We start from the raw sequence: 19,271 nt of genomic DNA, 5'->3' as shown, positions 1-19,271 counted from the left end.
CTCATCGCGCCCCCCACGCCTTGCCCCGTGCTACGGCGCAACGTACACCCTCTGGACCACGACCACCTTGTCAGCGTCCGTCGTACCGACGCCCTTATACACGTCGATCCTGTCGCCGACCTTCAGCGCACTGGCCTGAATCGGGGCCTTGCCAGCGGCATCGGTGTCGTACAGGCTGGCGTTCGCCAGGCTAATCACGGCCGCGCCCTCGTTCAGCGTGAGCGACCCGTCATCGTTGATCACGCTGATCGTGGCATTCGTCAGAGTGGCTGTGAGGGCTGCAACGTTCTGGATCTTGCCATCCACACGGATCTCGCCGTACACGAAGTCCCCTACGGTAACGCCGGGGTCAGTGCCTTCGTAGACGCTGTACGTAACAGTCGTACCCTTAACGTCCAAGTACGCAGTCGTGGCTCCGCTCTCGTCTATCGCGTAGCCCAGGTACTTACCATAGGTACGGCCCGTCACCACGACGCCAGGTGACAACTGCCCGAACACCACGGACCCACCCGGGGACACTGCGTAGAGGCCGACCGTGTCACCGACCTTAACGCCACTCAGGCCAACGTAGCCACCAGTGGCAGTGCGGAAGTAAGCATCAGCAGCGACGGTGTACATAGCCCCGCTTACAGTGATCTTGCCGCCAGCCGTGCTCACCGCTTCCACCTTGCCAGTCGGCACCAGTTGGGCCAGTTTGGTCAACGAGGTGAGTTTGCCGGCAGCGTTCGTCTTCGCGATCACGGGATCCCCAACACCGACTGTCGTATCGATGCTTGCGCCTGTAGCTGGCTGGAGCCGCACCTCGCTGCCCCTAACATTTACCTTGTACGTCACGGGAGTAGTTGTCTCGTCCTTGCCGGCGAAAGTGCCGATGATCCCCGTGGTGCTGAACTTGAGGATGCGGGCCTCGCCGTCCTTATTCAGCGTGACGGTCACAGCATATCCAAATAGGTCACTGCCGAGTGGATGCCCAGCGCCGTCCAGGGTGATATCTGGGTCAGTGCCAGAATACTGGGCATTGGCGCTCACCTTGTACTCCACGCCACCGACCGTCACGTATTTGGTGGTGCCGACAAATCGCATCGCCGTCATCGTACCCGACACGGTCTTGTCGAACACAGCTACGTAGAGCGCGTTCGCAGTACCAGGCGCGCAAGCAATATAAATGACCTGGCCTGCCTGAACGTCACTCAGCGTCGCCGGAGCGCCGTTTTTCACGATAGTGGCATTGGACGCGACCGTGTAAGGCGTAGCGGTGCCGACCACGGTGATCTTCTTGTTGGTGGTGTCGACGGCAGCCACCTTCGCGTCCTTGACGTCGTACGCAAAGCCGACCACGAAGCGCACCTTGCCATCGGTGCCCAGGAACGCCGTGACGTCCATCCCGTTCTTAAGGGCGAGGTAGACGTCTCCAGTGACCTTGGCCTTGTTGACGAACACGGTCGCCGCGCCCAGGCCGTATGAGGTGTCACCGATCTTTATGGCGGTGGCGGTAGCATCGGCGCTCAGAGTTCCGGTTACGATGCTGCTCGCCGCAGTAACGTCCTCAGCATAGAGCACCTTGTAGTTGGCATCGGCTATGAACTTGACCTCATGCCCGAGCAGCGCCGCGGTGTTGATCCCGGCGGGCATGGTGTACTTGGTGTTCCCAAGCAGGACCTCCTGCCCGGTCAAGGTCGCATCGACATCCGCATTCGCGTTCAGGGTCGCGGTAGCCGGCACATCAAGATTGAGGGATGCCTTCTGCAGCGTAACTGGGGGGTCCGTGTCCTGGTACACGCCAGGGAAGTCGGGCACCGGCTTCACCTTGGTTGCGCCAAGGGCATTGACGAGCAGGATCGCCATATCGCCCCGGTTGACGAGGTCGCCGGCGCTGAAGGTGACACCGCTGAAGAGGTTCTTCTCGCTGGCCACGATCATGTAGTTGGCCGGCCAGTCACCGGGCAGGTCGACGTAGCCGAGAGCACGGCCCAGCATGGTCGCGGCTTCGGCGAAGGTAATGGTGTCATCGGGATAGAACTTGCCGTCGTCCCGGCCCAGCACCAGCTTCTTCGCCACGGCCACGTTGATGTACCCGCTGGCCCAGTGGTCAGCCGGCACATCGGGGAACTTGGTGGCGCCCTTCAGGTAACCCGCCACCCTCTCCAGGCCCAGGATGCGCACGGCGAAGGTGGCGAACTGGGCCCGGGTCACGGGGAGCTCGGGCATCCACTTGCCGTCGATGCCCTTGCCTACGCCGAGGGCTTCCAGCTTGGCGACGGCATCAGCGCACGCCTGGCCCTTTACATCGGGGAAGCTGGCCGGCGTGAGCACCGCCGCGCTGGCAGTGGCAGCGATGGAGAGCACGAATGTGAGTACCAGGGCTGCCACTAAAGCTTTCTTCACGTCATCTAACCTCCTTTACACGACATTCTGAGAGTCCTCTGGCCCTTTGAATGGATTGTCCTCGCACCGTGTGAATCCCACCCCCTCGTTCTCCAACGCTTACTCCGGGCGAGGCCATCCCTCCCCCGGAAAATGTGCTGGAGGAAGCTATTCGCTATCCACCCGCAATCTTCCTGCCAGGGAGTTGCTATCTGGTAGCTTGACCTCTACCTGGAGTGATCACCGTTCCTTCCCTTTGTGACGCAAACCCTGGTCATTTTGTTCCCGGCAGCCTGTCCAGGGAATTAGAGGGAAACAGGAGGAGGCTCACCATGCTCTATAGCCCGCAAGACCTCGGGCGGCCTCCAGCACCTCCGTCGGAACCTCCATGTCTTCGGGCAACACCTCGAGCAGTTGGGACGCTGAGTGGCCCCAGGCCACCTGGCCGTGTCCCAGGCGTACGGCCTTGACCGCCTTCTCCGCAGCCTGCTGAGCAGCGAAGCAGGCCCAGGCATAATCGCCCATATCTCTGCTCTTCCTGGCATGCTCCAGGTCTTGCCTGGCCTGATCCAGCCAGTCCCTCGCCCGGTTCACCCGTTATCTGACCTCCCGAAGAGCACTATACCAGGCCACCCCGATCCTGGCAACCTCCGGCAGCCGCCCCCTGGCCCGTTGGTCCGGTCAGTCGTGAGGCCAGCGTCGAGCCCGCACAGGGCCTGGAACAACTACCCTGTCTAGAAAATGGGTGTACTTGCGGCGGCGTTCCCGACCCGGCCGGCAGTCTCATGCCCGGGGCTGTGGTAACACTGGCAACCCATGGGCCAGGGCCGCTTACAACCGCCCTATCGCGGCCCCTCCTGCGGCGAATGCGGCCGGAGGGCGAGGTGGACGCGGACTTCCCCCTTGGAGGTGGTCACCGGCACCACCAGGCGGCGGATCTGGACCGTGCTGATGATGGCGCCTCGCCCGTGGACCACCGAGGGGGGTGCCAGGCGGCAGCTGAAACCCGCTTCCTCCAGCCCGGCGCTGGCCCGCCCGGCGATCATGTTGCCCAGTTCGGCGATGGCGCTCTCGGCCATGCCATCGAGCATGGGCACCGTCGCTCCCATCATGGCGCCCGCGAGCCGGCAGGCCGTGCTCTCGGACATCCCGTAGAACACGAGCCCTTCCACCATGCCCGTCACACCGACGAGCACGGTCACGTCGTCCGATGTGAAAGAGGATTCCTCCGCAGCGAGGGTACCGAGCTGGGGTGCCTCGCCCAGTTCGCTCCGAAGCACGTCCCGAATCGCCACCAGGAACGGATTGAGGAATTCCACGTTCATGCCCGCTCCCTCCCGTTCGTCACGATCGCCGCTGTCTCTTGGGCTCTACCTGGCGATGCCGCGTGTCACGAGGCTGCGGCTCCGTCGTGTCCGGCGCCCGCCCGCTCCCTCCTGCCCCCCGCAGGCCACCCTGCCCTGTCGTGCCAGAGTCCCGGGCGACTAGGCCCCCTGCACCTCGCCCACGATGACGCGGTTGCGGTGGGCCGTCTCGGCCAGGTCGTACGTGACCGGCTGGTCCAGGGGCCTGCCGACGGCGTCCCTCAGCAGCCTCACTCGAGGACGGGTGAGCAGGCTGGCCTCCAGGCCCACCACCACCCCTTCCTCGCCGGTGCTCAGGCGCACGGTAGCACCGAGCGGGTAAGGGGGGATGGTCTGCGAGAATGCCTGCACCAGCCGGTGGTCAAACTCGGTGCCGGCCCCGCTCACCACGTACTCCCACGCCTCGCTGCGGCCCAGTCCCCTTTGCGCAAGCCGGGTGAAGGCATCTGCCACGGCCACCAGCTGTGAGTGAAGGGCCAGCCGGGACCCGCCCAGCCGCTGGGGATATCCCGAGCCATCAAAGCGCTCGTGGTGCTGGGCCAGTGCCGCCTGCACGTACGCACTGGCGGGCTGACTGCGCAGCAGCTTCACCCCCAGCAGGGGATGGGCGTGCAGCAGGGGCAAATCGCGAGCATCCACCTCATCTGGCTCCAGGTGCAGGTGGGGCGGGAGCACGGCCAGCCCCATGTCATGCAGCAGCCCCGCCAGGGCCAGCTCGCGTACGTATCCGCCCAGCCCCGCCTGGCGGGCCAGGGACGCCGCCACCAGAGCAGTGTTCACGGCATGGGCGATTGGTCCGTCGTCCTCCCCGCCTGCGACCATCTGGACGGCCCAGGCCGACACCCTGCGGAGCTGGTCCTCGAGGTCAGACGCAATCTCCATGAGCCGCTCGTAGGGGACGGGCCAGCGCACCTGCTCCGCCAAAACCGGGATGGCGCTGGCCCCGGAGGTAGCCGCAGGATGCGCACCCGGGTCGGACGCCGGGGGAAGTGGGGGAGCGAGAGTGCGGAAGTAATCCCACAGGGCCGAGCACGCCGAAAGAAGGGAACCCTTCACCTCCCAGGAGATGTCGGGCGGCATCTGGATATCGGTAAACAGGGGATCGTCGACGTACACCGCCTCCACCCGGGCCTGGCGCAGGCGCTCGATGTGGGCAGGGGTGAGGTCCACCCCCTCCCTGAGCAGAAGGCCCCGGGAACCGTACACAGGCATTCCCAGGCGCATCCCCGGTTGAAGGGCGGAAACAGTGACGCGCCGCATGTCATCCCTCCTTCCGGTAAAAGCAAGGGGAAAGGTAACGCAGTCCCAGCGAGTGCGGGTCGCGCACCATCTCGGTAGCCCCCAGAAAGAGCACGCCCTGGGGGAGGAGGGACTGCGCCAGCCGCCCCAGGATGGCGTGCTTGCTGCCGTCCTCGAAGTAGATGAGGACGTTCCGGCAGAGCACCAGGTGGAAGCCCTGGGGATACACCACGGACAGGAGGTCGTGGTAGCGGAAGGTCACCCGGCTGCTCACTGCGGGCACGACCTTCCACCTGTCACCCTCCGGGCGGAAGAACCTGTCGCGCGTGACCGCGTCCACCTGGCGCATCGCCTCTTCCCCGTAGATCCCCGCCTCGGCGGCACGCAGTCCCTGACGATCTATGTCGGTGGCCAGCACGCGGTGGTGGCCGGCGGGATCCAGTTGCTCGAGCAGGATGGCGACGGAATAGGGCTCGGGGCCGTCGGCGCACCCGGCGCTCCAGGCCCGCAGACCGCCGGAGCCCGCGGCCCGGATGAGGGCGGGCAGGTGCACGTCCCGCAGCTCCCGAAACCGGTCCTCATTGCGGAAGAACTCGGATACCCCGATGGTTACCCACTCCACGAATTCCTCTCGGCGGGCCGGGTCCTGCCGCAGCATCTCCAGGTACGCTGCCCAGTCGGCCACCTGGTACCGGGCCAGGAGTCCTCCCAGGCGCCTCTCTATCTGGTGGGGCCGGTACTGGCAGAGGTCAAGCCCCGTAAGCCGGCGGATCTCCTCACAGAACGCGCCAAAATCCCCAGCGCCGGCTCCGCCTTCGCCGCCCCGTTGCACGCCGGCGGGCCCGCCGGTCACGCGATCTGGCCGTTCCACCATGCCGCCACCGCCTCCGGAATCCGTTCCAGGGGAAGCACCTCGTCGGCCTGCCCTGCCTCGGCCACCGCCCGGGGCATCCCGTACACCACCGATGTCTCCCGGTCCTGGGCGATCACCCGACCACCGGCCTCCCGCACCGCCCTCGCGCCCCGCAGTCCGTCCGTGCCCATACCGGTCAGGATCAGGGCCAGCAGCCGCCGCGGGAACACTTGCACCGCGCTCAACAGGGTGACGTCGACGGCGGGGCGGACACCGGCCACAGGAGGATCCAGGCTCAGTTCCACCGCCGGACCCTCTATCACCCGCAGGTGGTAGCCGCCCGGGGCGAGGAAGACATCTCCCGCCCGCAGGGCTCGTGCCGAGGCCTCTTCCACCCGGAACCCCCCGCGGGCCGTTTGCGAAAGGCTGCGTGCCATGGCGGTGCTGAATCCGGGCGGGATATGTTGTACAATAAGCATGGCCACGGGTGCCAGACGGCTCACGCGGTCGGCCAGCCGGGCCACCAGGAAGTGCAGGGCAGACGGTCCTCCTGTGGAGGCGCCCACCACTACCAGGCGCTGCGCCGGCCGCGGCTCACGCTGCGGGGGCCGAGGCTCGTGGTCGCAGGGCGGGGCCTCGGCAGCGACCGTCCGGGCGGTGCCGCCAGCGGGGAGCGACTGGCCGGATTCTAGTAAAGGGGGGCCAGGGGGGGACTCTGCCGGGGGCGGGGGCGGGCTGTATCCCATAACCCGGCGGACCCCCCCTTTGCCCAAACTTGCCGCCGCCTTCACCTTGGCCTGCAGCTCCTTGCGCAGGCGGGGAAGGTCGGGGGAAACGCTACCTGAAGGTTTGGTAAGGAAGTCCACCGCGCCCAGCCGCAGGCTGGCCACGGTGGCTTCTGCGTTTTCGCGGGTCACCCCGGACACCATCACCACGGGGCGGGGATCGCTGCGCATGAGGCGCTCCAGCATCCCCAGCCCGTCCAGGCGGGGCATCTCCACGTCCAGGGTAACCACGTCGGGGTCAAGCTCCGCCACCCGCGCCAGCCCCTCCAGGCCATCCCGGGCCTGCCCCACCACCCTGATGGAGGGATCCTCCTCGAGCAGGCTGGTGATCACCTTGCGCATGAAAAGGGAATCGTCCACCACCAGGACCCGCACGGGCCCCCCGGGTCCCTGACCGGGACCAGCTGCCCGGTCTGGCGTGGGATCTCCTAGCATGCCCATTTCTGCACCGCCTGCAGGACCCGGTCGGGCTGGAAGGGCTTGACGATGAAGTCCCGTGCCCCCGCCTTGATGGACTCGATCACCATGGACTGCTGCCCGAGCGCGGTGCACATCACCACCCGGGCCTCCGGATCCAGCGTCCGCAACCGCTTCAGGGCTTCCAGGCCGTCCATCTCCGGCATGGTGATGTCCATGAAAACCAGGTCGGGTTTCTCCGCCTCGTACACCTCCACGGCCTCGAACCCATTGGTGGCTTCCACCACCTGGTGCCCCGCCTGCTTGAGCAGGCTAGAAAGCCTCATGCGCATGAAAGCGGCATCGTCGACCACCAGGATCTTTGCCACTTCTTTACCACCCCGCCCCCAGATATGTATCGTTCAAGCTGCCGCGGGTCACGCGCTCGCGCTCATGCCGCCTGAGCCGGGGGGCCTGCCCGCGGCGAGTTAAGGCGGCACATGCCCGGCTGCGGGCTCAGGCAGCAGGGGCCCACGTGCGGCTGCGCAACAGGGTGGCGACGTCCAGGATGAGGGCCACCCGCCCGTCCCCCAGGATGGTGGCGCCGGCCATGCCCCGCACGTTGCCGAGCCAGGCCCCCATGTCCTTGACCACCACCTCCTGATCCCCCAGCAGGGTCGTCACCCCCAGCGCAGCCTGCTGGCCGCCTGCCCGCACCACGAGGGCGAATTCCGCGGCGGCCGGCTCCAGCCCGAGGGCACTGCCCAGGGGCAGGAACGGTAGGGCGTTGCCCCGTACCAGCACGACCTTCTTCTGATAGACGGTGGGAAGCCTGTCGGGGTCGATCTTAAGGACTTCCTCCACGTGCCCGAGCGGCACGGCGTAGATTTCATCCCCCCACTGGCAGAGCAGGCAGCGGATGATGGCCAGGGTGAGGGGCAGGCGCATCTGAAATTCCACTCCCTGGCCGGGGCGGTTCTCCACCTGCAGGGTGCCACCCACCCGCTGCACGTTCCGCCGCACCACATCCAGCCCCACGCCCCGCCCCGACACCTCGGTTACCCGATCGGCGGTGCTGAAGCCAGGCGCGAATATGAAGTTAATGACTTGATCCCGGTCCAGGTCGCGCGCCTCCTCCGCCCCCACCAGGCCGGCCGAGATCGCCCTCTGGCGCACCCGCTCGATGTCGATCCCCCGCCCGTCATCCCGCACGCAAATGAGGACATAGTTTTCCTCGTGCTGCGCCGCAAGCACGATCGTCCCGGTGCGCGGCTTACCCGCCGCCTCTCTTTCCGCAGGCGACTCCAGCCCGTGATCCACGGCATTGCGCAGGAGGTGGACCAGCGGGTCCCCGATCTCCTCCATCACGGCCCGGTCCAGCTCCGTGTCTTCGCCCCGCACCACAAGCTCCACTTCTTTGCCTGCCGCGGCCGCCAGGTCCCTCACCATGCGGGGGAACCGGCGGAATAGATTCTCCAACGGCAGCATGCGGGCTTTCATGACCTGTTCCTGCAGCTGGGTGGCTACCCGCCCGATGTCTTCCACCGCCCTGCCCAGGTCCTCGTCCTGCAGTTGGGCATCTGACAGCAGTCGCCCCAACCGCGTGCGCTGGATGATCAGTTCACCAGCCAGGTTCATCAGTTCGTCCAGCACACGCACATCCACCCGCACGCTCCGCGCCAGTCCCGTCACCGATACCGGCATCCCGTCCGTACGCCCCGGCCCGCCCGGCCGCCCGGGCAGGCCGTTTCTGGCGGCCCCCACGGCTGCGGCTCCACCGCCTCGAGCGGCCCCGGCGCCTTCGTTCCCGCCAGGGGCGGTACCCCCCCGTTGCGAGACAATCACGTCGGCGATCTCCGAAATCCGTGCGATCCGTTCCCTGATCTGATCGGGGGTGAGCACCGTCTCCAGGAGGAGGCACAGCACCTTCCCCACCCGCTCGGCCTCGATGTCCTCCAGCGAAGGATCGGATGCCAGGATCTCCCCCACGTCCTGCATGGCCATTACCACCTGGTAGGCGCGCACGGCCGGCATCAGGCACTGCGCGTGGAACCTGACCTCCACTTCCAGTACCTGCCCGCCGGCACCCCGGGCCGTCTCCGGGCACACGCCGGCCCCGGTATCGCCAGAACCGGCGCCGGCCCCCGCGCCGTCGCCCGCCGCTGCGCTGCCGGCGAGCAACCTGACCAGTTCCTCCGCCCGGGGATCTTCCTGCTCTCCCAGGTTGGCCAGGACCTCCGGGCCCCCGCGGCTGATGGCGTCCGCAACCCTGGCCAGGTGGCCGCGGATGTGGTCGAGAGCCCGCAAGAGCACCTCCACCTGGCCGGTGACCGGCGGATTTCCGCGGCGGACGCCATCCAGGACGCTCTCCATGGCGTGGGTCAGCGCGGACATGGCACGCAGGCCCACTGCCGCCGACGATCCCTTCAGGGTGTGGGCAGCCCGGAACGCTCCCGCCACCACTTCGGGATCAGGCGCCTGCCCCTGGCGTGAGGCAGCCTCCATGGCCAGCAGGCTGGACTCGAGGGCCGCGGCCAGCTCCTCCCCCTCGGCCAGGAAAACCGCCAGGTCCTCTGCAGTAAAGGGAAAAGTGTCGCTCATAGGTCCTCCTCGCCATCGCTCACGCTGCCGGGGTCAGGATGCCACGATGTCCGCCACCGCCTGACGATCCTCGCGGGCCAGAAGCTCGCCAGGCCGCAGGACTACCACGAGGCGGCCGTCCAGATTGGCCACTGCCTCCACGAAACGGCTGTTTTCGTCCCCCTGGAGCACCTCGTCGGGCGGCTGCAGCTGGCCGGGCCGGACGCGAAGCACCTCGGATGCCCGATCCACCAGCATCCCCACCAGGGCGGCACCATCCTCGACCACCATGATGCGCGGGCGCTCCACCGGGCGCGCGTCCAGGCCGAGCCGCTGCCGCAGGTCGATCACGGGTACCACCCGCCCGCGCAGGTTGATGATCCCCCGCACGTAGGCAGGCGCGCCCGGCACCCGGGTAATGCGGTCGGCTTTCACCACCTCACGCACTCGCTCGACGGTGATGGCGTACTCTTCATCCCCCAACTGGAACACCACCACGCCCTGCTCGGCAGTCATGCCCCTCCACCACCCTCGCCCGCCCGCAATGCACCGCCTTCCTCAAGCGGCCGCATCGCGGCTCCGCTCGCCTCGCCCGTCGGGAGGGTGCCTTCGACGTCGCGGCCTCGTCCTGCCACGCGGCGGATGCCCTGCAGCACCCGACCCACCCATCTCCCTCCCCCGTCAGGACGGTCTGCAGCAGGCATCGCGGCACGCGTTTGAGGTCCGGAGCCAGCCTCCGTCAGCCGGAAGCGGCTCGCCACCCGGCGGTGGTCCTCGGCGATCTCCGCCAGGGTGCGGGCCCAGCCCGCCACCTCTTCCACCACCGCGTTGATTTCCTCCACCGCAGCAGATACTTCTTCTGCAGCGGCCGCGTTCTGCTCCGATATGGCCGCGATGCCGGCTGCGGCCTGGCTGACCCGTTCGCTCCCCTCGGCCATGTGCTCGGTGGCGGCAGCGTTCTCTTCCGTGGCCGTCGCCAGAGCGTCGATCGCCTGCGCCACCTGCTGCGAGTGAGCGAGCATCCGCTCTGTCGCCTGAGCCACGCCCTCCGCCTGCTCGTCGGAATCGGCCACCAGGCGGCGGATTTCCTCCAGGGCACTGCGGGCGCCCTGCGCCACCTCCATCCCCTGCTCCACTTCCTTCATGGCCGACTCCATGCTGGCAGCGGTGCCGCGGGTCTCCTTCTGCACCGACGCGATCAGGCCCGCTATTTCCTTGGTGGCGCGGGATGAGCGCTCGGCCAGCCTGCGCACCTCGTCCGCCACCACGGCGAAGCCCCGCCCGTGCTCGCCCGCGCGCGCCGCCTCGATGGCCGCGTTCAACGCCAGCAGGTTGGTCTGGTCAGCGATCTCGTCGATGACTTCCACGATTTCGCCTATCCGCTCGGAGTGTCCCCCCAGTTCGTCCATCTTGGCGGCAAGGGTGGCACCGGTGGCCCTGATCCGCTCCATCGCCTGGACCATGCGGTGGACGGCGGCATATCCCCTTTCCACCGACCCCGACGCCGCGGTCGAGGAGTTCTGCACGGCCCGTGCCGCCTCGCCCACCTCGTTCATGAGCCGCACCATGTCGCTCATGAGCGAACTCACCGTCTCCACGTTGCGGGCCTGCTCCTGGGCACCGGCAGCCACCTGCGCGATGGCCGCCTTTAGCTGGGCAACGGCGGACGCGGTCTCCGAGGCGTGGCGGGTCTGCTCGGAGGCCCCCCGCGCCACCTCCTGGATGCCGCGGGCGATCTGCGCTGTACCGGTGGCCGCGTTCTCCGCCCCGGTCTTCAATTGGGAAGCGGTTCGGGCAGTGTGGTCGGCCTTCTCCGCCGCTTCCAGCAGAACCTGACGCAGGTTGCGGGCCATCATGCCCAGGGATCGGCTCAGGCTGAGGACTTCGCCTCCTCCCGCCGCCGGCACATCCTGGCGCAGGTCTCCCGCCGCCAGTTGCCGGGCGTGCCGGGACAACCGTCTCATGGGGCGCAGGATGAGGGAATAGAAGCCCAGGGTGGAAAGTAGCGCACCACCGAGCGTCGCCAGGACGGTAACCCACAGGACTATCCTGGCGAAAGCCTCGCTACCCTGGCGCGCCTTTTCCACTTCCTGGTTGTATGTGCTGACGAAACGCGCCAGCAAATCTTCGGCACTCATCAGGGTGTACTGGACCTGCAGCATACCCGCCCTGGTCTCGAGGTTACCGACCGGCTTGGCAATTGCGAAGAGCTCCTCCGCCGTGCGTGCCAATGAATCGAGGAGATTGCCCACGTTCCGCACCTCTGTCTTCTCATCCAGCGTGCGACACCCCGCTTCCAATTCGGCGAGCGTGGCGCGCGCCCTGTACATGGCGGCGGCGAAGGCGCTCTGAGCACCGGGGTCTGCCATCACCAGCCACGTCGTGACCGGGAAGACCAGGGCTCGCAGTTCACTCTGGAGCCGGGACGCCAATTCCAGCCGTGCCGTCGCCTCGTAGCGCGCCTCATTGGCCGACTCGAGGGCCAGGTGTCCCCACACCGCACTCGCTCCCAGCAGCAGGATCAGCACTACGAGCAGCACATGCAGATACGCAAGCGAGATCCTCCCGCGCATGCGATCCCAGAGTACCGCTAATCTCCGCATCATGGCCCAACCTCCCGTCGACTTCGACCTCCGACCACCGGGCATCCCCCAACCCTGATCCAAGTCAAAAGCCCCATGCCGGGGCCGCCCGCCTACTACTTATATCGAATCCCGCCCCTGCTCCTTGAGGAGGGCGGAACCCCACCGCCTCCCTGGACACCCAGATCCGGCGGTTCCTGACGAACTCCCGGCAGCCGGCATTGGTTGCGGGCCCGGTGTTGGGCATGTTAAGATGTGCCCGGTGAAACGTATGTTTACCCGGGCGGGCAACAGCGAGCCACGCCTGCGACCAAAGGAACGGTGAAGCCATGGAGATCGAGGTCTGGCAGGTAGACGCCTTTACTTCCGTGCCCTTCGGTGGCAACCCGGCGGCAGTGGTACCGGATGCGCGCGGGTTGCACGACGACCTCATGCAGAAGATCGCCCGCGAGATGAACCTCTCGGAAACCGCCTTTGTATTCCCGGGGAACGCCGACCGGAGCGACGTGGAGGTGCGGTTTTTCACCCCCACCACCGAGCTGGACCTGTGCGGCCACGCCACCATCGCCACGTTCTTCGCCCTGGCCGCGCGCAACCGCCTGCCCGGTCGCCCCGGCGAGCGCGGGCCGGCCAGCGGGTCGGGGGGAACCAGCGTAATTTGCCACCAGCGCACGCGGGCAGGTGTGCTACCCGTGCAGGTGATGTTCGACGAGGACGGCCAGCCGGTCCAGGTGATGATGGCGCAGCTACCCCCGGTATCCCGCGGGGAACCGGGCAGTGAGGCGTTGAGCGAGTTGGCGGCGTGCCTGGGGGTGGATCCCGGAGTGCTGAGCGGAGAACCGCGCACCACTCCCGAGATCGTCTCTACTGGCCTTTGGGACTTGATCGTCCCCCTGCCCGACCGCAAGACGCTGTGGGCGCTGGAGCCGGATTTCCCTCGCCTGGCCAGGCTGTGCCGCAGGCTGGAGGTGATCAGCGTCCACTGCTTCACCTTCGATGCCATCGATACCGGCAACGGCGGCCAGGTGGCGGTGCACTGCCGCGATTTCGCCCCGGCGGTAGGGATAGACGAAGAGGCCGCCACCGGCACCGCCAGCGGGGCCCTGGGCGGATACCTGGCGTTGCGCGGGCTCATCCCGTTCTACGATGGGGTAGCCCGTCTGCGCTGCGAGCAGGGTCACATCATGGCACGGCCCAGCCTGATACACGTGCGCCTGGAAGCGTTCCCGGAAGGACCGCCCCGCGTGTGGGTCGGTGGCGCCGCCCGCCTGGTCCTGGAGGGAAGGATCCTGCTCTGAACGTGCGTGCGGGGCAGTCCCGTTGAGGTGGGCGTGCACATATGGTAGAATACGGGCAACCGAAGAACGGACGGTCAGGCAGCGCACCCCGCGGATGACGGTGCACAGGATCCACGTGGCGGGCGGCTGCCGGGCCCGCCCGGGCAGCGGGATACCCCGTGGGACTTCACTGGAAAGATGAAGTCCCTTTATTTGTGCGGAGGAGAGCACGATGGCAAGCGATGCCGCGGAACAACGGCCCCGGCCACAGCCGGGCCAGATGCCCAGGGCCGCCGACCTTGCCGTACGGGCAGCACGCCTTTCGGTGATCTCCAACTCTGCCCTGGTGGCCCTGAAGCTGGCAGCAGGGCTGCTCATGGGGTCCGTGAGCGTGCTGTCGGAAGCCATCCACTCCGCCCTGGACCTCGTGGCCGCCGGGATCGCCTTCTATTCCGTCCGGCAGTCCCGCCGCCCGGCCGACGAACACCACCCCTTCGGCCACGGCAAGGTGGAGAACATAGCGGGCACGGTTGAAGCGTTGCTAATCTTCGCTGCCGCCATCTGGATCATCGCAGAAGCGGCGCGGAAGCTGATCCGGGGCGTGCGGGTGGAATCCCTGGGGATCGGCCTGCTGGTCATGGGGCTGGCCGCCGTGGTGAACCTCCTGGTCTCCCGCTACCTCTTTCGCGTGGCCAGGCAGGCGGATTCGGTTGCGCTCCGGGCCGATGCCCTGCACCTGTCCACGGACGTGTGGACGTCGGCCGGCGTGTTCGTGGGGTTGGTGATCATGGCGGTGACCGGATACCACATCGTCGACCCCGTGGCCGCGCTGGTTGTGGCCGTGCTCATCATCCATGCCGCCTGGGACCTCACCCGCGAGGCCTTCTCACCCCTGCTGGATACCTCCCTGCCCCCTGAGGAACGGCAGGCCATCGAGGACATCATCTCCCGACACCGCGCGGATTTCGTCGATTTCCACCGCATGCGCTCCCGCCGGGCTGGGCCGCAGCGGCACATCGACCTCCACCTGGTGGTGCACGGGGACCACACCGTCGCGGAAGCCCACGCCCTGTGCGATGCCATCGAAAGGGAAATAGAGGGTCGCTTCCCCCGCACCGACGTGGTTATCCACGTGGAACCTTCGCCCCCGGGCGACCCCACCGGCTCACCACCGGGAAGAACAAGACGCTGAGCTACTGGTAGACTGCTGCTTTGGGTGGGGTCATTCGGGGACTGGCATTCAGCCGCCCCGCGCCCCTGTGACGCCATCAAGCCCGGGCATCAGGCCCCCAGCGGCGGCGCAAGAGACGGCAGAGGGTCTCACGGTCGTTCAGGCACGGGTCGTCCCAGACCATCTCCAGGAGTTCCCGCAAGACCTGGCCCACCCGCGGCCCGGGAGGTAGATTAAGTAACTCCATCACGTCCCGGCCCGACACCGGTAGCTCCTCCACCGTGGTAGGCAATCTGCCTTCCAGTTCTGCTCTGACCCGCCGTGCCAGGGCATCGCCCCGCCCGGGCCAACGAACCTGCGCGATCCGGGCCACGTCAGAGGCGCGATCACGGCCCACCTCCGCGATCCACCTGCGTAGCCGTACCGGGGTTGCCTCCAGCAGGGCTTCATCGGCCTGGTGGATGACCAGGGCGACCACGGCCTCCACCACCCGGGAAGGGAAACGCCACCTCGCCACCATTGCCTCCACCCGGGCTTCAAGCGGCGCCTGCGCCTGCGCGGGGATTGCCGGTCTCCCCCCCGCCGGCGTGAGTTCCACCGTGTGAGGCGGGCCCGCCACACGGAGGTCCGCCATCTGCAGCAGGGCAGCCAGGCGCAGGTCCACCCGGGGGGGCAGGCGATCAAGGGCGTCCCAGGAGACCCGAGAGAATCCGGCGCCCGGAAACAGGTACGCCAGCAAGCCGTGCTCCCCCATCAGGCGCAGCGCCTTGCCCGCCCGAGGCCCCTGCAGGATGCGCTCCAGTTCCACGCGGACCCTTTCGGGGGCCACCTTTTCCACCAGGGACGCGCACCGGGCGATGGCCTCCGAGGTCGCGGGCTCGATTTCCCACCCGTGTCCGGCCACCAGGCGAAAGGCACGCAGGGGGCGCAGGGCGTCCTCGCGGAACCGGGTTTCCGCATCGCCCACCGCTCGCACCAGCCCCCGCTCGATGTCCTGCTGCCCCTCCCAGGGATCGTGGAGTTCCCCGGTGAAGGGGTCGAGGGCCAGCGCATTGACGGTGAAATCGCGGCGGGACAGGTCCTCGTACAGGCTGGATACGAAACGCACGTAGTCGGGACGCCGGTGGTCCCCGTAGGGCCCCTCGACCCGGAACGTGGTCACCTGCACCACCCCGCAGGCGCCGGCCGGGATGACGGCGAGGGTACCGTGGCGGGCGCCTACGTCGATGAGACGCCATCCCGCAAAGACGGCGTACATCTCCTCTGGGCGGGCTGAGGTGGCCAGATCCCAGTCGGCGGGTTGCTGCCCCAACAGGAGGTCGCGCAGGGCACCCCCCACCACGTACACGGCGTGGCCCGCCTCCTTGACCCGGCGGGCCACCGTCATCACCTCACCCGGTATCCGCGTCAACAGATCGTCGCGCACCACGGGGAAATGCGCGCTCCTCAGGCGGGGTAGTGGGGAGGGCCATTCTTGTGCGCTTCCTCCACCAGGGAGTAGTCCACCCCGGTGCGGCGGGCCAGGCGTTCCTGCAGAAACTTCACCGCCACCTGCGGGAACAGGGCCACCGAGATCACGTCCTCTTCCTGCTCCATGTAGGGGGCGGCCAGCTTGCGCGCCTCCGGGAGACCCGGCTCCAGCTCGTCGGCGGGACGTCCCTCCACCACCCGCTCGTCCCCTATTATCTTACGCCTTACCTCTTCGTTCACAGGTCCGGGCGGCCGTCCGTAGAGGCCGCGCAGGTAGGCCCGCACTTCGTTTGTCACCATCTTGTAGCGCTCCCCGGCCAGGACGTTGAGTACCGCCTGGGCACCCACGATCTGGCTGGACGGCGTCACCAGGGGCGGGTACCCCAGGTCCTCCCTTACGCGCGGGACTTCGTCCAGAACCTCACCCAGCCGGTGGAGGGCCTTCTGCTGAGAGAGCTGGGAGATGAAGTTGGATATCATGCCGCCCGGGATCTGGTAACGCAGCACGTTGGTATCAACCCCCGGAGGCGCCACGTCGAACTCGGCGTACTTCTTGCGCACCTCCCGGAAGTATTCCGCAATCTCGCTAAGAAGCCCCAGGTCAAGCCCGGTGTCGTACGGCGTACCCTTCAGGGCGGCCACCATGGTCTCGCAGGCAGGCTGGGACGTCCCCAGGGCCAGGGACGAGATGGCAGTGTCGATCACGTCGGCTCCGGCCTCCACCGCCTTGAGCAGGGCCATGGAGGCCATCCCGCTGGTATAGTGGGTGTGCACCTGGACGGGCAGGCCCACCTCCGCCTTCAAGCGGCTGACCAGGGTGAAGGCAGTGTAAGGGTCGAGGATGCCGGCCATGTCCTTCAGGCAGATGGAATCGGCGCCCATGCCCGCCAGTTCCCGCGCCACCTCCACGAAGTGGTCTACCGTGTGGATGGGGCTGGTGGTATAGACCACGGTGGCCTGCACGTGCGCCCCCGCTTCCTTTGTCACCTCGATGGCCTTCCTCATGTTGCGGGTGTCGTTCAGGGCATCGAAGATCCGCACGATGTCCAGACCGTTGGACACCGCCCTGCGCACGAACGCCTCCACCACGTCGTCGGGGTAGTGGCGGTAGCCCACCAGGTTCTGCCCTCGCAGCAACATCTGCAGGCGGGAGTTCTTGAAGGCCCGCCGCAAGGCGCGCAGGCGCTCCCAGGGATCCTCACCCAGGAACCTCAGGCAGGAGTCGAAGGTCGCTCCCCCCCACACCTCGAAGGAGTGAAAACCCACCCGGTCCATCTTCTCGATGATGGGGAGCATGTCTTCCAGACGCAGGCGCGTGGCCAGCAGGGACTGGTGGCCATCGCGCAGGGTGGTATCGGTGATGCGTACCGCTCGCGTCGTGGACATGATCGTTATGAACCTCCGTTGTGTGCCGGCAACGCCAGCGAGGTCAGGGGAGAGGTGGCATGGTTCCGGGAACGAATTGCTCAAACAGGGGCAAGAGGGCGACAACAAAAGCGATGGCACCTGCCACGATCAGCACTACCAGAACCGCCAGGGGCACGCACAGCGTGGCGATGGCCCGCCCCGTGGAGAAGTGCAGCCCTTCCCGGACGGCCAGCACGTCCAGGACGATGGTCCAGATACCGATGGCCAGAGACAACCAGATGCCCAGGCCCTGATGCACCGCGGCACTGAGCAACGCCGCCGGCGCAGAAAACACCTGGGGCATGCCGGCGACGGCCAGGGCGGCCAGCAGGGGCACCACCTCTCCCCTGCCTCCCAGGAGGACTCCGGTCAGGTAGAACACGGCCGTCTGCAGGTACCAGAACAAGAACGGCCCCACCAGGCCGAAGAGGAATGCTAGCGGACCGAAGGACACCCCGGATACGGGGATGCCCGCCTGGGCCAAGCCTGCGCCCGCTTCCCGGCTCCCCGTGATGGCACCCACGGTGGCACCTACCACCGCCACCACCACCAGCACCAGAACGGCCCGGCCCAGGTGAGGACGAGCCACCACCTGACGGAAAGTGGAAACCGGGCTGAAGAGGGCCCCGTACATCAGCTCCAGCACACCCAGCGGCGGCGCGGGCGCACCAGAGCCGCCAGCCTCGGGCGCGGGCCCCGGCGACTCGGACGGGGTAGCGTCCGGCTGCGGCGGTGTGACAGACCCTTCTCGCCTGTGGTCCTCCAAGTCTACACCTCCCCGATTAGCGGCCGGCCGGGAGACTCAGCACCTGCCGGGCTGCCCACCAGGCCCACTCCAGCCGCTGGAGCAGCCCGGGGATGGCGGCATCCGATGCACCCGTCAGCAGCCCGCCCGGCAACGAGCCGCCGAACCACAGCCCCAGGTCTGCGAGCAACTTAAGCAGTGGATGAATCTCCCGGTACGTCTTCACCTCGTACGACTCTCCTATTCCCGCCAGGTCCGCCGCTTTCTGGATGGAATCGCGCAGGTTGCCCAGTTCATCCACCAGCCCCTTCTCCAGCGCCTGCCGTCCGGTGAAGATGCGGCCGTCGGCGAGTTCCAGCACCTGGTCGCGGGTCAGCTTCCCTGCGCGCCCCTGAACCACCGCATCCACGAACTGCTGGAAAATATCGTCCACCATGCCCTGCAGGATCTGGCGCTCCTGGGGATCCAGCGGTCGGCTCGAAGACCCCATGTCCTTGTGAGGGCCGCTCTTTATGGTCTCGTACCTGATGCCCAGCTTACCGTAAAGCCCCTCCAGGTTCTGAACCTCGAGGATCACCCCGATGCTACCGGTGATGGTCCCGGGATTGGCCACGATGTGCTGGGCAGCCGAGGCAACCCAGTACGCTCCCGAGGCAGCCACGTCGCCCATGGAGGCCACCACCACCTTGCCCGCTTCCCGCAGGCGGGCAACTTCCCGGGCGATCTCCTGGGATCCGGCGGCACTGCCACCCGGGCTGTTAATGCGCAGGACCACCGCCCGGGTGGCAGGATCTTCCCGGGCCCGGCGCAGTTCGGCCAGTACCGAGTCAGAGCCGAGTACGGTACCCAGCAGCCCGCTGCCGGATGACCCCGTGGTGATGACTCCCTCCAGGAAGATGAGACCCACGGCCTTCCCACCCCGTCCCGCCAGCGCCTGCCCCGCGGGGGCAGAGATGCGGGCCACGGCCACGATGGAAACTACCACCACCAGGGCCAGTACCACTGCTACCACTTTGCTCTTCCGGCTCATGCGTTCTC

Annotated in this window: 16 protein-coding genes; 2 read left to right on the top strand and 14 right to left on the bottom strand. The window is 67.3% G+C overall.

All coding sequences use genetic code 11. The features are described from left to right. Positions 1-30: 30 nt before the first annotated feature. The 10 genes from AB1446_07990 to AB1446_07945 all read right to left on the bottom strand — a co-directional run bounded on the left by AB1446_07990 (position 31) and on the right by AB1446_07945 (position 12,187). Positions 31-2,385 (bottom strand): S-layer homology domain-containing protein, encoded by a 2,355-nt coding sequence (locus AB1446_07990; protein MEW6546839.1) that lies wholly within the window; start codon positions 2,383-2,385, stop codon positions 31-33. Between the two features lie 306 nt (positions 2,386-2,691). Next, positions 2,692-2,958 (bottom strand): HEPN domain-containing protein, encoded by a 267-nt coding sequence (locus AB1446_07985; GenBank protein MEW6546838.1) that lies wholly within the window; start codon positions 2,956-2,958, stop codon positions 2,692-2,694. A gap of 248 nt (positions 2,959-3,206) precedes the next feature. Next, positions 3,207-3,689, bottom strand: a complete 483-nt coding sequence (locus tag AB1446_07980; GenBank protein ID MEW6546837.1) for a chemotaxis protein CheX — start codon at positions 3,687-3,689, stop codon at positions 3,207-3,209. 159 nt (positions 3,690-3,848) lie between these two features. Continuing rightward, positions 3,849-4,988, bottom strand: coding sequence for an HD domain-containing phosphohydrolase (locus tag AB1446_07975; protein ID MEW6546836.1), 1,140 nt, complete (start codon positions 4,986-4,988; stop codon positions 3,849-3,851). A 1-nt stretch (position 4,989) separates the two neighbouring features. Beyond that, entirely contained in the window at positions 4,990-5,841 is an 852-nt protein-coding gene (locus AB1446_07970) for a protein-glutamate O-methyltransferase CheR (protein MEW6546835.1), read from the bottom strand. Beyond that, complete coding sequence (cheB, locus tag AB1446_07965) at positions 5,817-7,046, bottom strand: chemotaxis-specific protein-glutamate methyltransferase CheB (GenBank protein ID MEW6546834.1); 1,230 nt, start codon at positions 7,044-7,046, stop codon at positions 5,817-5,819. The genes AB1446_07970 and cheB overlap by 25 nt, the downstream gene beginning before the upstream one ends. Further along, positions 7,034-7,390, bottom strand: a complete 357-nt coding sequence (locus AB1446_07960; GenBank protein MEW6546833.1) for a response regulator — start codon at positions 7,388-7,390, stop codon at positions 7,034-7,036. Before AB1446_07960 ends, cheB begins: the two co-directional genes overlap by 13 nt. Before the next feature lie 127 nt (positions 7,391-7,517). Then, positions 7,518-9,602, bottom strand: coding sequence for a chemotaxis protein CheA (locus AB1446_07955; protein MEW6546832.1), 2,085 nt, complete (start codon positions 9,600-9,602; stop codon positions 7,518-7,520). Between the two features lie 33 nt (positions 9,603-9,635). Continuing rightward, a complete protein-coding gene (locus AB1446_07950) occupies positions 9,636-10,097 on the bottom strand; it encodes a chemotaxis protein CheW (GenBank protein MEW6546831.1) in 462 nt (153 codons plus the stop codon). Continuing rightward, positions 10,094-12,187 carry a methyl-accepting chemotaxis protein gene (locus AB1446_07945; GenBank protein ID MEW6546830.1) on the bottom strand — a complete coding sequence of 698 codons (2,094 nt, stop codon included), beginning with the start codon at positions 12,185-12,187 and terminating at the stop codon, positions 10,094-10,096. Before AB1446_07945 ends, AB1446_07950 begins: the two co-directional genes overlap by 4 nt. Positions 12,188-12,492: 305 nt before the next feature. Between AB1446_07945 and AB1446_07940 the strand changes: the two genes are divergently transcribed. Both AB1446_07940 and AB1446_07935 read left to right on the top strand, forming a co-directional pair. Next, positions 12,493-13,461 (top strand): PhzF family phenazine biosynthesis protein, encoded by a 969-nt coding sequence (locus tag AB1446_07940; protein ID MEW6546829.1) that lies wholly within the window; start codon positions 12,493-12,495, stop codon positions 13,459-13,461. A 211-nt stretch (positions 13,462-13,672) separates the two neighbouring features. Then, a complete protein-coding gene (locus AB1446_07935) occupies positions 13,673-14,632 on the top strand; it encodes a cation diffusion facilitator family transporter (protein ID MEW6546828.1) in 960 nt (319 codons plus the stop codon). A 76-nt stretch (positions 14,633-14,708) separates the two neighbouring features. Here AB1446_07935 and AB1446_07930 read toward each other — a convergent pair whose 3' ends face one another. From AB1446_07930 to sppA, 4 genes are read right to left on the bottom strand one after another with little or no spacing between them, the layout of a single operon-like run. After that, positions 14,709-16,037: a hypothetical protein gene (locus AB1446_07930; GenBank protein ID MEW6546827.1), complete on the bottom strand. Its 1,329-nt coding sequence runs from the start codon at positions 16,035-16,037 to the stop codon at positions 14,709-14,711. 20 nt (positions 16,038-16,057) lie between these two features. Then, the gene (locus AB1446_07925; GenBank protein ID MEW6546826.1) at positions 16,058-17,467 is read right to left on the bottom strand and encodes an oxaloacetate decarboxylase subunit alpha; all 1,410 of its coding nucleotides are present in this window, start codon (positions 17,465-17,467) and stop codon (positions 16,058-16,060) included. A 43-nt stretch (positions 17,468-17,510) separates the two neighbouring features. Continuing rightward, positions 17,511-18,254 carry a Yip1 family protein gene (locus tag AB1446_07920; protein ID MEW6546825.1) on the bottom strand — a complete coding sequence of 248 codons (744 nt, stop codon included), beginning with the start codon at positions 18,252-18,254 and terminating at the stop codon, positions 17,511-17,513. 16 nt (positions 18,255-18,270) lie between these two features. Then, entirely contained in the window at positions 18,271-19,263 is a 993-nt protein-coding gene (sppA, locus tag AB1446_07915) for a signal peptide peptidase SppA (GenBank protein ID MEW6546824.1), read from the bottom strand. Between the last annotated feature and the right edge of the window lie 8 nt (positions 19,264-19,271).

Source organism: Bacillota bacterium, assembly GCA_040757085.1.
Lineage (GTDB): Bacteria > Bacillota > Sulfobacillia > JACIYH01 > JACIYH01 > JACIYH01.
The sequence above is the reverse complement of the archived record's forward strand: the minus strand, read 5'-3'. Positions and strand labels throughout refer to the sequence as shown.

Excerpts from the sequence above, each read along its gene's own strand:
- AB1446_07935 (MEW6546828.1), top strand. The coding sequence starts at position 13,673 with ATGGCAAGCGATGCCGCGGAACAACGGCCCCGGCCACAGCCGGGCCAG.
- AB1446_07955 (MEW6546832.1), bottom strand. The coding sequence starts at position 9,602 with ATGAGCGACACTTTTCCCTTTACTGCAGAGGACCTGGCGGTTTTCCTG.
- AB1446_07945 (MEW6546830.1), bottom strand. The coding sequence starts at position 12,187 with ATGATGCGGAGATTAGCGGTACTCTGGGATCGCATGCGCGGGAGGATC.
- AB1446_07925 (MEW6546826.1), bottom strand. The coding sequence starts at position 17,467 with ATGTCCACGACGCGAGCGGTACGCATCACCGATACCACCCTGCGCGAT.
- AB1446_07940 (MEW6546829.1), top strand. The coding sequence starts at position 12,493 with ATGGAGATCGAGGTCTGGCAGGTAGACGCCTTTACTTCCGTGCCCTTC.
- AB1446_07980 (MEW6546837.1), bottom strand. The coding sequence starts at position 3,689 with ATGAACGTGGAATTCCTCAATCCGTTCCTGGTGGCGATTCGGGACGTG.
- AB1446_07950 (MEW6546831.1), bottom strand. The coding sequence starts at position 10,097 with ATGACTGCCGAGCAGGGCGTGGTGGTGTTCCAGTTGGGGGATGAAGAG.
- cheB (MEW6546834.1), bottom strand. The coding sequence starts at position 7,046 with ATGGGCATGCTAGGAGATCCCACGCCAGACCGGGCAGCTGGTCCCGGT.
- sppA (MEW6546824.1), bottom strand. The coding sequence starts at position 19,263 with ATGAGCCGGAAGAGCAAAGTGGTAGCAGTGGTACTGGCCCTGGTGGTG.
- AB1446_07970 (MEW6546835.1), bottom strand. The coding sequence starts at position 5,841 with ATGGTGGAACGGCCAGATCGCGTGACCGGCGGGCCCGCCGGCGTGCAA.
- AB1446_07975 (MEW6546836.1), bottom strand. The coding sequence starts at position 4,988 with ATGCGGCGCGTCACTGTTTCCGCCCTTCAACCGGGGATGCGCCTGGGA.